The organism is Mesorhizobium sp. M0938 (assembly GCF_040319125.1).
GTDB classification, from domain to species: Bacteria; Pseudomonadota; Alphaproteobacteria; order Rhizobiales; family Rhizobiaceae; genus Mesorhizobium; species Mesorhizobium robiniae.
Window position 1 is genome coordinate 342,193 of sequence record NZ_JAMYNS010000005.1, and the last position, 13,048, is coordinate 355,240.

Sequence of the window (13,048 nt, forward strand, 5' to 3'; positions counted from 1 at the left end):
CTATAATGCGAACGCCTGAGGAAGTGCATATGAACGAAACGATCATCGGCCGGCCGCCACGCAGCGAGGCAGCCAGTCCGCTGCAGATAGATCTGGCACGGCGGATTCTGGAGCGGATCAGGGATTCGGGCTGGACGGTCGGAACCCGCGTCTCGGTGCCGGACCTTGCCCGCACGTTCGGCGTCTCGCGTTCTCCCGTCAGCGCAGCGCTGGAACTGCTCGTCGCCCAGGGCATCTTGAGCCCATTCGAGACGAGGGGGCTACATCTGGCGCGTGATGTCGCCGATCTCGACCCGGAGGATATCTTGCCAAGTTCTCCGCTCGAGGAGCTTTACCGCAGGATGATGCGAGAGCGCGCGCTCGGCCAACTGCCCCAGGAAGTGTCCGAGGCGGAATTGATGCCGCGCTATCAGGTGTCGCGCGGTGTCGTGCGCAAGCTTTTGCTTCGCTTTGCCGCCGAAGGCCTGGTGCAGCGCCTGCCTGGGCATGGCTGGCGCTTCGCCGACACGCTTGTCGGCGAAGATGCCTACCGGGAAAGCTATGAATTCAGGATGGCCGTCGAATGTGCGGCGCTGCGGTCGCCCATGTTCAGCGCGGATCCCCAGCAACTGGTGCCGGTCCGGCGCGCTCACGAGCGTATCCTGGCGATCGTGTCGACGGGCAAGACGCTGATTGGCGGCGACGAATGGTTCCGGATCAACGCGTCATTTCATGAAGGACTTGCGGCCTGTTCCGGCAACCGTTTCCTGGCGGACGCGGTGCGCCAGCAGAACAATCTGCGCCGGTTGCAGGAATCGGCGGGTTTCGAGGAACTGCCGGCGGAACGTATCGAGCAGTCCTGCCGGGAACATCTGACAATCCTCGATGCCGTCGAGGCGGGCGAGATCGAATGGGCCGAGGCGCTGCTGCGCCAGCATCTGCGGCAGGCTTCGGAATTCGCTTCGCCGCAGCGCTCGATCTGATGCTTGTGGTCCGCAATGCGTGGCCACCATCCGCCATCAGTGAGGAGCTGTGCGAACTGGAAGAGCATTTTTCTTGATCGCCTCACGCCAAAATCTGCTCCATCAAACGCCGAGATGGGACGTTTGAGGGCCGATTTTCAGCGGTGCGTCGTTTTCATCCGGATTGGGGACAGGGGCTTCGTCGGGAAGTCTGTCTGGGTCCGGCTCACGCACCGGCTTCGGTTCAGGAAGCGGCGGCGGCGTGGGTGCGGGAGTGGGCGTTGGTTCGGGAGTAGGAAGAATGGCCATGGTGTGATTTTCCTTCCGCTCGCTACACTCTGCCCTGGCGGCCATCGATGTCAGCGGGATTTTGACGCCCCCCGTTTCGACGGTCTCGCTCTCCGGGCTGTTGCAGCAGAACGACCACGCGTGGCTATGGTTCCGATATGATGCCTCCAGCGATCCCGCAGGCATCAGGCGCACGATGGCGGGACGGCGCCATCAGAAAAAGTGATCGAATTGTCCACGTCTGCGGGCCTTGTCGGCCTCGCGGAGCGCCATAATTCCATTTCAGGGTGAGGCGAACTCACCTGTTGAATAGGAGGCGGCCGTGAAGCACCAAACACTTGACCAACTGCATGCCGTTGCCGACGTTCACGCTGAAGCAACAGATCTAGTGGCAACTCGCAGTCAACGTCTCGAACGTTGGGCGAAATTGCTGGAAAAGAATCCCGATCGGCGTCTCGAAGCGCTGACAGGCACCGAATACAAGTCCCCTGAGATACGCGAAAAAATGCGCTACAACGATTCACCTCTCACCGTTGCCTTCGAGGACCCGATTTTTCGGGCGCAAGGCTTGCGAGATGACACTTACGGTGAAGCCAGGCGCTTCTTCGAGCTGACCGACTGGCAGTTGCACGAGATCGTCTGCCATTGCCATGCCGGCGCCACGATACGAGCACGATGGGCTGCCTCTCGCGTCCGTGCGGCAATGTCCGAGAGGTTCGGTTTCTTCGCCTGGCTGCGGGGCATCTTCGCGCATTGAGTCAGCGGGCATTCACGCCGCCGGCATCGATACTTAGAGCGGTTCAGCTTTCGATAGAACCGCATAACCGCTCTAAGTATTTGTTTTTGCGCAATTCCCCAGGGAAAGCGCTACGCGCTTTTCCCGGGAAAACCGCTGCGCACTTTTCCTGGAACTGCTCTGGGGGCGGCATGTCCGGATGATGGAGCGGCGAAGTGGTTCCCGGGCCTCCCATTCGTGGTCGTGATGACGGATGTGCCATTCGGCGGCGATCCGCAATCGGCGGAACTTGATATCGTCGGCGTAGGCGGATTCAGTCGGCGGGCGCGGTGTAGCGACGATGGACCGCTTCGGCGATGGCGGCGCGGCTCCTGTGCGGATCGAGGCTTTCGTCATCCTCGATGATAGCCGCTTCCTCCGCAAGTTCCTCGTCTTTGACCTGGTTGCGGAACCAGGCCGAATAGTCGCCCGCGCGCAGATGATGTTCCCAGGTGCGGTCGTCGATCCCTTCGGCGATATGGAGGAACATCATCAGATTTTGCGCTTGCAGGTTGAGCGTACCGTCAGCGCCGCGGAAATAGAAACTGTTGTCGCCAAGATCGCCCTCGGCATACTTTCGAATATGCCGCTTGCGTTCCTGCCGGGGACGCTCGACCGCGATCGGCCTCGCGGGATCGGCTGTCGAGCGGTCCCAATACAAAACCTTATTTTCCGGTGGCGGCGCGACGCCCTCTGGCAGGTGCTCGCCAATTGCGGCACAGAAGCTTTCGACGACCTTGTCGGCTTCCGAACCGAGCGCCAGCACCGTGTCGACACCTGCCAGCACGTCCCGCGAAACCAAATCGGGATGAACTGTGATCAGAATGGTCGCCGAAAGGCTTTTTGGAAGCGCAAAGGACGTGCCGTCGCGCGCGTGCGGCAGCACGTGGTGTGCCTCGTCGATGATCAGCCAGTGCGGGCGTCCGGTGCGGGCGCGAAGCGCGGCAAGCTCCGGCAGCAACTTGGCGAAGGCGTTTGGCCGCTCCTCGGTCTTGATCCCGAGCATGTTGACGGCGACATTGTTGGACGGCTTTGACAGAAGATCGAAGATTTCGCGCGAGCTCGGCGGGCTGTTGGCATCGCCGACCACCAGCACGTCCTCCAGTTCCTCGTAGTCGCCCTCCGGGTCGAGCACGCAAAACTGAAAGCCCCGCTCGACGAAGCGTTCGGTCAGAGCGGTGGCGAGGGTGGATTTTCCGATTCCCGACGTGCCGGCCAGCAGGACGCTGCCGCCGCGTGGCGAAAGGTGCATCATTGCGCCCGAACCGTCCGCACCAATCTCGATGCGTTGCCGCGCCGTGTCCAGCAACGCGGCGTCATGCGCGATCAGGCCCTCGATCAACTCCCTCACGCCCGCGCCGCGGGCACCATTCGTCACGTAGTCCGCTGTCTCCCTTACCTTCGGCAGTGCATTGGCAACTGCAACGCCGAAACCGACAGCACGCAGAAAGGCATGGTCGTTCTCCGCATCGCCGATGCCGACGACATTGTGGGCGGACAATTCCAGATCCTCGAGGGCAGCGGCAAGACCGGTCGCCTTGTTGACACCGCTTGGCAGCACCATGACGGCGCCCTTGTTGAAGATGATCTCCAGCTCCAGGCCGAGGTCCTTGATCACTTCCAGCACGATGATCTCGTTGGGCTCCCTGGTGGCGACGACGGAACGTCCTATCGACAGGGGCGAAATCTTGCGCATCCTCAGCCGGTCGACGAACTCCGCCGGAGGGGCAGGCGCCAGGATCCGCTCCTTCTTCGAAGCCGGCGTGTAGACGAGCGCGCCGTTTTCGGCGACGACCTTGTCGAACATACCAAGCTCCGGGAAAACGCTTTCAAGGTCGGCAAGCTCGCGACCGGTCACCATTATCAATTTGCGGCCGGTTTCCTTCAACCGCTCGACCGCGGCACGGGTCGCGTCGGAAACGATCCCGTTTTCCGCGAGTGTGCCGTCGTAGTCGGTGGCTAGAGCAAGGGCATACATGGAACTGTCCGTCGGTAGGCCGAAGCTGACCTGAAATGCTTTCTCGCCGAACTGAGCGGAAAGCCGTCTGCTCCGGTGATTTTGTTGTGGCTGACTGGTTCCAACGGCATTGGCTGCCGATTGTTCCCGACGACGGAAGGCAAGAGTTGCTGATGCCCGGCTTTTGCTTGAGCATCGGTTTTTCCAAAGCCGGCACCCACTTCTAGCCGATGATCCTGAATCCGTTCGGCTCCTGGCCGGGATCGACATCTTGAGATGTCACGCCGGCGACCGCCGCCCCGGTCGGCCCTTTCCACAACCGGCTCATCATCGTCGAAACCGCGTCTTCGGCCCCGACGATCAGCGCCGTTACGGATCCGTCGTCCTCGTTGCGAACCCATCCGGACAGACCGAGCCTCTCGGCCTCGGTCCGTGTCCACACGCGAAAAGAGACGCCTTGCACTCTTCCACTTAGCTTGACGCGTACGGCCTTGCGCTTGCCCTCCATAGTCACCTCCGTGCCGGTGGTTTTCTCATATCATCAACTCCTCGGCCGCGAAAAAGGCTCCGCCGTCGCATTTTTAGCGGATTTGGCGGCCCGGCCGTCCGATGGAAGTGTCCGGTCCGCATGATGTCGGCAACGGAACCATGCGGCGGCGGCTTTGTTAAGGACGGACAGCTGCAGGTTGCTGGGCTTCGGAGCCACGATTTCATGACCAACAATTCTCCAACGGGAGGCGCCATCCCGGCATCCGTTCCGACGATCGATCCAAAAGCCGCGCCGACGCTTCAGCACGCCGAGGCCGAAGTCTTCTACACAGAGGCGATCCGCGAACTCGCCGCGACGGACATCCCCTTTCTTGTCGCCGGCACCTATGCGGTGAGCGCCTACACAGGCGTTACGCGCCAGACGAAGGACCTCGACATTTTCTGCAAGGCCGGCGACTACGCGCGCATTCTCGCCCATTTCAAGCAGGCCGGTTATGCGGTCGAGATCGTGGACGACCGATGGCTTGGAAAGGTATTCAAAAGCACGCATTTTTTTGACGTCATATTCGCATCGGCGAACGGGACCATGCCGGTCGGCGACCAGTGGCTGGAGCATGCACGGCAAATCGAGCTGCTGGGCACTCAGGTGCGGATCGTGGGTCCGACCGAGCTTATCTGGTCCAAATGCTTCATCCAGGACAGAGGCCGCCACGACGGCGCCGACGTCGCTCATACCATCCTCAAGGCGCAAGATCAGATCGACTGGCACCGGCTGCTTTCCTATCTCGAAGTTCACTGGGAGGTGCTGTTGATGCAGCTTCTGAATTTCCGATGGATCTATCCAAGCGAGCGCGATCATGTTCCCGCATGGCTGCTCGACGAATTGCTCGACCGTCTCGCCAAGCAGAGGGAGTTGCCTACTCCACGGATGAAGATCTGCCGCGGACGACTGCTTTCGCCCACCGACTATGAAATCGACGTCAAGGAATGGGGTTTTGCCGGCGTCGGGGGAACGGGAGAATTTCGCGATGGCTGACAAGAGCAAAACTGTCACGGCAAGGGATGGGAACGGCGGCACCGTGAGGATCGCGGCCGTCGGCGACCTGCATGTGAACGAGGACGCCCAGGCCTCTTGTCGCGATCTCTTCGGCGAAGTTTCGCGCGAAGCGGATATCCTCGTGCTCACTGGAGATCTGACCAATCTCGGCAGACCCCGGGAAGCCGAAATCCTTGCCGAGGATTTGCGCGCCTGCGCGATCCCGGTCGTCGCCGTGCTCGGCAACCACGACTATGAGTCCGGCGCGGTCGAGGACGTCACCAACATCCTTCGGCAGGCAGGGGTCCATCTTCTCGATGGCCAGACGACGGAAATCAAGGAGGTCGGCTTTGTCGGCGTGAAGGGCTTCGTCGGCGGTTTCGGATCGCGTATGCTCGGCTCCTTCGGCGAGCCGGCCATCAAGGCGATGGTTGCTGAAAGCGTCAGCGAGTCGATGCGGCTCGAAAACGCGATGCGGCAGGTCCGCACCAATCGCACGCTTGTCGTCCTGCACTACGCTCCGATAGCCGAAACGGTGGCCGGCGAGCCATTGGAGATTTTTCCGTTCCTGGGCTCGTCGCGCTTGGCCGAGACCATCGATCGGTTCAAGGTCAGCGCCGTGGTGCATGGCCACGCGCATCGCGGCGTCTATGAAGGTCGCACGCCCGGCGGTGCTCCGGTGTATAACGTCGCCATGCACGTGACGAAGCCGACCGGCCGTCCTTACGCCTTGCTCGAAATCTAAAAACACCCTACGCGTCGTTAGAGCGAGACGCGTTCAAGTTGAACTAGGGTATCCTGCTCTATCTATTTGTTTTAGCTGTGCTTCTGCGGCGGAATTTGATTCCACTTGCGCGCACAATGCTTTAGCGGTCGATCTCGCCGAACACGATATCGAGCGACCCGATAATCGCGGCGACATCGGCGATCATGTGCCCTCGCGACAGAAAATCCATAGCCTGGAGATGGGCAAAGGATGGCGCCCGGATCTTGCATCGATACGGCGTATTGCTCCCGTTCGAAACCAGATAGACGCCGAACTCGCCCTTTGGCGCCTCTACCGCGGCGTAGACCTCTCCTTCGGGCACACGAATACCCTCCGTGTAGAGCTTGAAATGATGGATCGTCGCTTCCATCGAGCGTTTGATCGTCGCCCGCGGCGGCGGCGTGATCTTCTGGTTCGGAATTGCCACCGGCCCTTGGCCTTCCGGCGATCGCAATTTCTCCAGGCATTGTTTCATGATCCGCACCGACTGGCGCATTTCTTCCATGCGGACGAGATAGCGGTCATAGCAGTCGCCGTTCTTGCCGACGGGAATGTCGAAATCCATCTCGGGGTAGCATTCATATGGCTGTGCCTTGCGCAAATCCCACGCCGCACCCGACCCGCGTATCATCGGGCCGGAGAAGCCCCAGGCCCAGGCCTCGTCCTGCCCGATCACACCGACATCGACATTGCGCTGCTTGAAGATGCGGTTGCCGGTGAGCAATTCGTCGAGATTGTCGCAAACCTTGAGGAACGGGTCGCAGAAAGCCCAGATGTCGTCCAGGAGCTTTGGGGGCAAGTCCTGGTGCACGCCGCCGACCCTGAAATAATTCGCATGCATGCGGGCCCCGGAGGCGCGCTCGTAAAAGACCATCAGCTTCTCGCGCTCCGCAAAACCCCAAAGCGGCGGGGTCAGCGCACCGATGTCCATGGCCTGTGTCGTGACGTTGAGGAGATGCGACAAAAGCCGGCCGATTTCGCAAAAGAGGACACGGATGAGTTGCCCGCGTTTTGGCACCGATAGTTTGAGCAGCTTCTCGGCGGCGAGGCAGAACGCATGCTCCTGGTTCATCGGCGCGACATAATCGAGCCGGTCGAAATAGGGCAGGGCCTGCAGATAGTTCTTGTACTCGATGAGCTTTTCCGTGCCGCGGTGGAGCAGACCGATATGAGGATCGGCGCGGTCGACGATCTCGCCGTCCAGTTCCAGCACCAGCCGCAGGACGCCGTGAGCAGAGGGATGCTGCGGCCCGAAGTTGAGGGTGAAGTTGCGAACTGCGGCTTCGACCATGACGGTGCTCCGCTGTACTGGGCTGTTACGGCCGAAGCCGGATACCCCGGTCGGCCGCCGGACCGCCGATCAGGTGCCTGCCGATCAGGTGGTTGTCTGGATGATCAGCGTCAGCGTGCCATCGCCATCGATATTGGCAGCGACAACCTGCGACGAATCAAGTCCGTTCGCCGCCAGCGCGGTTGCTGCCTGTGGCGACTCATCGATCGAGTTCTGCAAGGTAAGCAGATCTTCAACGCTGGTTTGGGTGATCACGGCCTCAGCCTGTGTCTTGAGTTCCGGAGGCAGATCCTCAAGGGCGACGATCGCAATGCCAGTAAAGTTCTGGTCGGTGAAACCCTGATCTGGCAAGGCTTGATCCGGCAGGGCTTGGTCGGGCGGCGTTTGGTCAGGCAGGCTTGGATCGGGCTGGGCTTCCGGGGCCGGGGGTGCGATCTGCGGAAGCTGCGGGTTGGTGGATTGCGCGTAGATCGGCTGCGCCAGGGCCAACCCCGAAAGGGCGGCAATTGTCGTCAACATGCGCATGATCGGTCCTTCCGTTTTCCGTTTTGCTCGAGGGAGGATCACCTGATCACCACTCAACCGCTGTGCCGGATTATGGTTCCCGGTCCCGTCCACGGATAAAGTCATTGGGGCGGCTCCGCCGCGACGAGCACAGCCGCCATTGCGCCACGGCGTTGTGCCCCCGTTTGCATGATCCTCCGGGAAAATCGATTCCGATTTACGGGGGCATGCGTCGGGCCGACGCTACGCAACGGAGAATCGATCGATGACCCACAGCCATGTCCCGTCGCCTTGGCGACGGGCGACCTCGGCAGTTACGGTGCCGTCGGGCAGGCGGGTTGACGTGAGTGCCAGGTCTCCGCTGACGACAGCCGGTGCCTGATTTCCGGAAGCAAATTTTCGGCCCGTTGCGGTGATGTCTGCGAAGAGTGCCCGGATCGCTTCCCGGCCAAGCGTCAGCTGCCCTTCACCGCTGTCGACGACGGCGTGCGGCTCAAAAAGCGCGGCCATGCCGTCGATGTCTCCCAGCCACTGCCGGGAAATCAGCAGGCGCTCCAAATCCTGGGGATCACGCGCAGGCTCACGGCGTGATTCATCGGTCATGGCAACGCTCCTCCGGGCCTATCATGAACTGCGGGTTCCTACGAACCGCAGGGTCTCATGAGTTGCAGGCTGCCGCAAAGGTCTTGGCGGCCTGCGCGCTGCCCTTGGGGGAAACGTCGTAGGTGGATTCGCCGCCGAGGTTGATGTGAAGGCCGCTTCCGGATGCGATCCAGCTCAGGAGGGGATCCTTGGCGCTCGCCTTGAATACCGGCATGGCGATGCCAAGATTGTCGTCGATCACGCCCTTGCCGACATAAACCCCAGACGCCGGGCGGCCTGTGATGCCGAGCTTGGCCATCATCCGCCTCGGTCGATATCGCGGTCCGCAACGCGCCATTTGGCGGCGCCGGCGCGGCGCCGGTAACTGCGGCCCTCGTTGAGGAAGTCGGCGATCCTTGCCGCCAACTTCGCCGAGGCGAAGGTGAGCAGCCGGTCGTGATGGACGACGGGCTCGCCCGTCTCATTGTCCCAGATCTCGAACCGGTAGCTTGGGTTCCGTATGGCTTCGAAACGGTTCTTCATATCCATGATCCCGGGTTATTTGGTTGCCTTGAGCGGTTTACGGCGCCAGGGCAGGCGCTTGGGCCGTGCCGTGGCGGCGGGCGCGCTTTCGCCGGCGCCGTCAGCAAACAGGAGAAGGTCGGCCCTTGCCCACAGCAGGTAGCAGGCAAGCAATGTCAGCGGCTCGGCAATAAGGGCAGGGGAATCGCCCAACCGCACCTCAGGTAAGGCGGCGCCTATCGACAGCGCCGCCGCAAGCATCGCCGGCAGGCGGCTGGCCAGCACCGCGCTGCGGAACGGATCGGGCCACGCAGTCGGCCACCCGGGCACGCCGGACCCGAAGGCGGCGCTGCCGAACTTGCCCAGTGCATGCAGCAATCCGGCGGTCGCCGCCAGCACCGGCTGGCCCAGCAGGAACAGCGCCGTGCCAAGCCCGATCGCGCCAATTCCCGACAGGAGATCGGCGAAGCGGTTAAGCGTGGGATCGGGGACATCGCGCCCGGCCCACGCGCGATGATAGACTTCGCCGCTGCAGAAGAAGACCAGCGTCGCCAGCGTCAGCGCCACCGCACTGCTGCTGCCGGCGAAATAGTCGAACAGCGCGGCGACGCCGCGCATGCCGGATCCCTGAGGGGCGGCGAGCTGGATCGCAACGCCCATCGCCAGCCCGAGTGCATTGCCAAGATTGTAGTAGCCGCCAGGACCGGCCATACGCGCCCGGATCGCCGCCGCAAATCGTGAAGGCGCCTCCGCGGTCCGGCCAGAACCCGTAGCCTTCGGTTTTCCGTCAAGACTCGACGGTTCGAAGGACAAGAGATCGGCGAGCGCCGAGGCAGTGCGCCATTCGGATAGCGCGTCATCCCGGCGGAATGGCGCGTGATCGTTGTCAAGTCGCATCGGATCCTCCTCCGTCATGGAGCCGACGGTTCCGGGGAGCTCGAAGCTTCCGGCAATCGGCTATGATCGACGGACCAAGGTTGTGCGACCCCGGCTTACGGATGGCTTACGGGCGTTTTTGACTACGCTTTAGCAGCGGGCGCGCTCGCTCGGTCTCGCGTCGGCTAGCTTGCCGTCGGCGCGAAGCGCTGCGCGACGTGGTCGGCGATCGCCAGGCTTGAGGTCAGGCCGGGGCTCTCGATGCCGAACAAATTGATCAGGCTCCTGACGCCGTGCACCGTCGCGTCCTGGATGACGAAGTCGGCATTGGCTTGGCCGGGACCCGAAAGCTTCGGCCGGATGCCGCTATAGGCGGGCTGCAGGCTGCCATCGGCAAGGTCCGGCCAGTATTTGCGGATCTCGTCGTAGAAGCGCTCGCCACGCGTTGGATCGACGCGATAGTCGAGTTGATCCGTCCATTCGACGTCCGGCCCGAAGCGGGCGATGCCATCGAGATCGAGCGTCAGATGGACGCCGAGGCCGCCAGGCTCGGGTACGGGATAGACAAGCCGCGAGAACGGCGCCCGGCCGCCGACCGAAAAGTAATTGCCCTTGGCATAGCGAAGTTCTGGCACGAATTGCGGGTCGAGCCCGTCAAGCGAGCCGGCAAGTGCTGTGGCGCCAAGCCCGGCGGCGTTGACGAAGCGCGCGGTGGCGATTTCAAAGCGCTCGCCGCTGGTGCTGTCGACCGTGTCGAGCACGATGCGCCCACCCTCGACATGGCCGGAGACGATGCGGGTGTTGAGGCTGAGCGCCGCCCCGTGCTCTTCGGCGTCGCCCAGCAGCGCCAGCATCAGGGCGTGGCTGTCGATGATGCCGGTGGCGGGAGACAGCAGGGCCGCAGTGCATCGCAGCTTGGGCTCCAGCCTGCGCACCTCGGCGGCGGTCAAGGGCACCAGGTCGCCCGCGCCGCAAGCAGAGGCGTTGGCCAGGATGGAAGCGAGCACCGGCTCCTGTTCGGCATCCGTGGCGACAATGAGCTTGCCGCAGCGCGCATGCGGGACCGCCCGCTCCTCGCAATAACGGTAGAGCTTTTCCCGGCCTGCCACGCAGAGCTTGGCCTTCAGCGACCCTGCAGGATAGTAGATGCCGGCATGGATGACCTCGGAATTGCGCGAGCTCGTTCCGGTGCCGATCGCGTTCGCAGCCTCGAGGATCAGGGTGTCCAAGCCGCGCTGCGCCATCTCTCGCGCGATCGCCAGGCCAACGACGCCGGCGCCGGCGACGATGCAGTCGACATGGTCCATGATCAGGCCACCTCAGCCTTGTTGTTATGCCTGATAAGCCGTTCGGTGGCCATGTGCCGGCGACGCGCGTGGACGGCTTCGCGCAGGTTCTCGCGTTCTGCGGCTTCGAAGCTGAAATTCTGCATGTCTGCGTCGATCCGGCAATCCTTGGAAAGGGCTTGACACCCCTACAAGAAACAGCTGCATCAAACAGCATAATGCAAGAGGGGCATACCTGCCGATGCTCCGGACCTACGTCCCGGCATGCAGGACAGGAGGCATCATGGACGCTCGACCGAATTCTCCCGAAGCTCGCGACATCAGCTACCACATGCACGGCTACACCAATGCCCGCAAGCATGAGGAGGCAGGGCCGCTCGTCATCGAGAAGGGCGACGGCATCTATGTCGAGGATCTCGCCGGCAACCGCTATATCGAGGCGATGGCCGGGCTTTGGAGCGTCGCGGTCGGCTTTTCGGAGAAGCGGCTGGTCGATGCGGCGATGCGCCAGATGTCCAAGCTGCCTTACTATCACGACTTCGGCTCCAAATCGCATTCGCCGCTGATCGATCTCGCCGAGAAGCTGGTGCAGATGGCGCCGGTGCCGATGAGCAAGGCATATTTCACCAATTCCGGTTCCGAGGCCAACGATACGGCCATGAAGATGATCTGGTACCGGTCGAACGCGCTCGGCCAGCCGGCGCGCAAGAAGATCATCAGCCGCAATCGCGGCTATCACGGCGTCACCATTGCTTCAGCGAGCCTGACCGGCCTGCCCAACAACCACATATCCTTCGACCTGCCGATCGCCAATGTGCTGCACACCTCGACGCCGCACCACTGGCGCGAGGCGCTGCCGGGCGAGAGCGAAGAGCAGTTTTCAAGCCGGCTTGCCGACGATCTGGAAAGGCTGATCCTGGCCGAGGGACCGCAAACCATTGCCGCCTTCTTCGGCGAACCGATCATGGGCGCCGGCGGCGTCATCGTTCCGCCGGCCGGCTATTGGGAGAAGATCCAGGCGGTACTGTCGAAATACGACATCCTGCTCGTCGCCGACGAAGTCATCTGTGGCTTTGGCCGAACCGGCGAGATGTTCGGCTCGCAGACCTTCGGCATCAGGCCCGACATCATGGTGCTGTCGAAGCAGATTTCTTCGTCGTACCTGCCGATCTCGGCCCTGCTGATCAACGAAAAGGTTTTTGAGCCGATTGCCGACGAAAGCAATCGCATCGGCACCTTCGGGCACGGCTTCACCGGCGGCGGCCATCCCGTCGCGGCGGCGGTCGCGTTCGAGAACCTGAAGCTGATCGAGGAGCGCGATCTTGTCGGCAATGCGCGCACGGTCGGCGCGCATATGCAGAAACGGTTGCGCAACCTCGCTTCGCACCCGCTTGTCGGCGAGGTACGCGGTGTCGGCCTGATCGCGGCAGTCGAACTGGTCGGCGACAAGGCGAACAAGACCCCGTGGGAGACCGCCGGCGCGCTGGGCGGGCTCGTCAATGGCTTCCTGCAGCAGAACGGCGTCATCTCGCGCAACATGGGCGACGCGCTGGCCTTCTGCCCGCCGCTGATCATCACCGAGCCTCAGGTCGATCAGATGGTCGACGCATTCGAAAGATCGCTCGAAGCCGCCGCCGAACAGGTCGGGTCACAGGGCTGAACAGGCCACCCGAAGGCAGAGGCTGAATTGGCGTTGCGATTGGCACTGGATCATACTTGAACATCCTTTGCGCCG

Annotated in this window: 16 protein-coding genes; 5 read left to right on the forward strand and 11 right to left on the reverse strand. The window is 62.3% G+C overall.

Annotated elements, in window-relative coordinates:
* The first annotated feature begins 29 nt into the window (after window positions 1–29).
* A complete protein-coding gene (locus NKH73_RS11525; RefSeq protein ID WP_352931333.1) occupies window positions 30–962 on the forward strand; it encodes a GntR family transcriptional regulator in 933 nt (310 codons plus the stop codon).
* A 102-nt stretch (window positions 963–1,064) separates the two neighbouring features.
* Here the strand turns inward: NKH73_RS11525 and NKH73_RS11530 are convergent, their stop codons facing one another.
* Window positions 1,065–1,250 carry a hypothetical protein gene (locus NKH73_RS11530; protein ID WP_352931335.1) on the reverse strand — a complete coding sequence of 62 codons (186 nt, stop codon included), beginning with the start codon at window positions 1,248–1,250 and terminating at the stop codon, window positions 1,065–1,067.
* Window positions 1,251–1,551: 301 nt separating this feature from the next.
* Here NKH73_RS11530 and NKH73_RS11535 point away from each other — a divergent pair, with 301 nt between their 5' ends.
* Window positions 1,552–1,986 carry a hypothetical protein gene (locus tag NKH73_RS11535; protein ID WP_352931337.1) on the forward strand — a complete coding sequence of 145 codons (435 nt, stop codon included), beginning with the start codon at window positions 1,552–1,554 and terminating at the stop codon, window positions 1,984–1,986.
* 292 nt (window positions 1,987–2,278) lie between these two features.
* On the opposite strand, the gene NKH73_RS11540 is transcribed toward NKH73_RS11535, so the two are convergent.
* Window positions 2,279–3,982, reverse strand: coding sequence for an HAD-IIB family hydrolase (locus NKH73_RS11540; protein WP_352931339.1), 1,704 nt, complete (start codon window positions 3,980–3,982; stop codon window positions 2,279–2,281).
* 202 nt (window positions 3,983–4,184) lie between these two features.
* Window positions 4,185–4,469: an acylphosphatase gene (locus NKH73_RS11545; RefSeq protein WP_352931341.1), complete on the reverse strand. Its 285-nt coding sequence runs from the start codon at window positions 4,467–4,469 to the stop codon at window positions 4,185–4,187.
* Window positions 4,470–4,673: 204 nt separating this feature from the next.
* Between NKH73_RS11545 and NKH73_RS11550 the strand changes: the two genes are divergently transcribed.
* Both NKH73_RS11550 and NKH73_RS11555 read left to right on the forward strand, forming a co-directional pair.
* Window positions 4,674–5,486 carry a nucleotidyltransferase family protein gene (locus NKH73_RS11550; RefSeq protein WP_352931343.1) on the forward strand — a complete coding sequence of 271 codons (813 nt, stop codon included), beginning with the start codon at window positions 4,674–4,676 and terminating at the stop codon, window positions 5,484–5,486.
* A complete protein-coding gene (locus NKH73_RS11555) occupies window positions 5,479–6,231 on the forward strand; it encodes a metallophosphoesterase family protein (protein WP_352931345.1) in 753 nt (250 codons plus the stop codon). The genes NKH73_RS11550 and NKH73_RS11555 overlap by 8 nt, the downstream gene beginning before the upstream one ends.
* Before the next feature lie 121 nt (window positions 6,232–6,352).
* Here the strand turns inward: NKH73_RS11555 and NKH73_RS11560 are convergent, their stop codons facing one another.
* The 8 genes from NKH73_RS11560 to NKH73_RS11595 all read right to left on the reverse strand — a co-directional run bounded on the left by NKH73_RS11560 (window position 6,353) and on the right by NKH73_RS11595 (window position 11,459).
* Window positions 6,353–7,543 (reverse strand): NADH-quinone oxidoreductase subunit D, encoded by a 1,191-nt coding sequence (locus tag NKH73_RS11560; RefSeq protein WP_352931347.1) that lies wholly within the window; start codon window positions 7,541–7,543, stop codon window positions 6,353–6,355.
* An 84-nt stretch (window positions 7,544–7,627) separates the two neighbouring features.
* Window positions 7,628–8,173, reverse strand: coding sequence for a hypothetical protein (locus tag NKH73_RS11565; RefSeq protein WP_352931348.1), 546 nt, complete (start codon window positions 8,171–8,173; stop codon window positions 7,628–7,630).
* 117 nt (window positions 8,174–8,290) lie between these two features.
* On the reverse strand, window positions 8,291–8,650 hold the full coding sequence (locus NKH73_RS11570) for a YybH family protein (protein ID WP_352931350.1): 360 nt from the start codon (window positions 8,648–8,650) through the stop codon (window positions 8,291–8,293).
* 55 nt (window positions 8,651–8,705) lie between these two features.
* Window positions 8,706–8,948 (reverse strand): hypothetical protein, encoded by a 243-nt coding sequence (locus NKH73_RS11575; protein ID WP_352931352.1) that lies wholly within the window; start codon window positions 8,946–8,948, stop codon window positions 8,706–8,708.
* Entirely contained in the window at window positions 8,948–9,172 is a 225-nt protein-coding gene (locus tag NKH73_RS11580; protein WP_352931353.1) for a hypothetical protein, read from the reverse strand. Before NKH73_RS11580 ends, NKH73_RS11575 begins: the two co-directional genes overlap by 1 nt.
* 15 nt (window positions 9,173–9,187) lie before the next feature.
* The gene (locus tag NKH73_RS11585; RefSeq protein ID WP_352931354.1) at window positions 9,188–10,048 is read right to left on the reverse strand and encodes a hypothetical protein; all 861 of its coding nucleotides are present in this window, start codon (window positions 10,046–10,048) and stop codon (window positions 9,188–9,190) included.
* A 164-nt stretch (window positions 10,049–10,212) separates the two neighbouring features.
* Window positions 10,213–11,334 carry an NAD(P)/FAD-dependent oxidoreductase gene (locus NKH73_RS11590; protein ID WP_352931356.1) on the reverse strand — a complete coding sequence of 374 codons (1,122 nt, stop codon included), beginning with the start codon at window positions 11,332–11,334 and terminating at the stop codon, window positions 10,213–10,215.
* A gap of 2 nt (window positions 11,335–11,336) precedes the next feature.
* On the reverse strand, window positions 11,337–11,459 hold the full coding sequence (locus NKH73_RS11595; RefSeq protein WP_352931358.1) for a hypothetical protein: 123 nt from the start codon (window positions 11,457–11,459) through the stop codon (window positions 11,337–11,339).
* 137 nt (window positions 11,460–11,596) lie between these two features.
* On the opposite strand from NKH73_RS11595, the gene NKH73_RS11600 reads away from it, so the two are divergent.
* The gene (locus NKH73_RS11600; protein WP_352931360.1) at window positions 11,597–12,973 is read left to right on the forward strand and encodes an aspartate aminotransferase family protein; all 1,377 of its coding nucleotides are present in this window, start codon (window positions 11,597–11,599) and stop codon (window positions 12,971–12,973) included.
* The last annotated feature ends 75 nt before the right edge of the window (window positions 12,974–13,048 follow it).

What these genes read in the sequence shown, in the direction of transcription:
- NKH73_RS11585 (WP_352931354.1), bottom strand. Translation starts at nt 10,048, where the DNA reads ATGCGACTTGACAACGATCACGCGCCATTCCGCCGGGATGACGCGCTA.
- NKH73_RS11600 (WP_352931360.1), top strand. Translation starts at nt 11,597, where the DNA reads ATGGACGCTCGACCGAATTCTCCCGAAGCTCGCGACATCAGCTACCAC.
- NKH73_RS11555 (WP_352931345.1), top strand. Translation starts at nt 5,479, where the DNA reads ATGGCTGACAAGAGCAAAACTGTCACGGCAAGGGATGGGAACGGCGGC.
- NKH73_RS11540 (WP_352931339.1), bottom strand. Translation starts at nt 3,982, where the DNA reads ATGTATGCCCTTGCTCTAGCCACCGACTACGACGGCACACTCGCGGAA.
- NKH73_RS11530 (WP_352931335.1), bottom strand. Translation starts at nt 1,250, where the DNA reads ATGGCCATTCTTCCTACTCCCGAACCAACGCCCACTCCCGCACCCACG.
- NKH73_RS11545 (WP_352931341.1), bottom strand. Translation starts at nt 4,469, where the DNA reads ATGGAGGGCAAGCGCAAGGCCGTACGCGTCAAGCTAAGTGGAAGAGTG.
- NKH73_RS11590 (WP_352931356.1), bottom strand. Translation starts at nt 11,334, where the DNA reads ATGGACCATGTCGACTGCATCGTCGCCGGCGCCGGCGTCGTTGGCCTG.
- NKH73_RS11580 (WP_352931353.1), bottom strand. Translation starts at nt 9,172, where the DNA reads ATGAAGAACCGTTTCGAAGCCATACGGAACCCAAGCTACCGGTTCGAG.
- NKH73_RS11525 (WP_352931333.1), top strand. Translation starts at nt 30, where the DNA reads ATGAACGAAACGATCATCGGCCGGCCGCCACGCAGCGAGGCAGCCAGT.
- NKH73_RS11575 (WP_352931352.1), bottom strand. Translation starts at nt 8,948, where the DNA reads ATGGCCAAGCTCGGCATCACAGGCCGCCCGGCGTCTGGGGTTTATGTC.
- NKH73_RS11565 (WP_352931348.1), bottom strand. Translation starts at nt 8,173, where the DNA reads ATGACTTTATCCGTGGACGGGACCGGGAACCATAATCCGGCACAGCGG.
- NKH73_RS11570 (WP_352931350.1), bottom strand. Translation starts at nt 8,650, where the DNA reads ATGACCGATGAATCACGCCGTGAGCCTGCGCGTGATCCCCAGGATTTG.
- NKH73_RS11595 (WP_352931358.1), bottom strand. Translation starts at nt 11,459, where the DNA reads ATGCAGAATTTCAGCTTCGAAGCCGCAGAACGCGAGAACCTGCGCGAA.
- NKH73_RS11560 (WP_352931347.1), bottom strand. Translation starts at nt 7,543, where the DNA reads ATGGTCGAAGCCGCAGTTCGCAACTTCACCCTCAACTTCGGGCCGCAG.
- NKH73_RS11550 (WP_352931343.1), top strand. Translation starts at nt 4,674, where the DNA reads ATGACCAACAATTCTCCAACGGGAGGCGCCATCCCGGCATCCGTTCCG.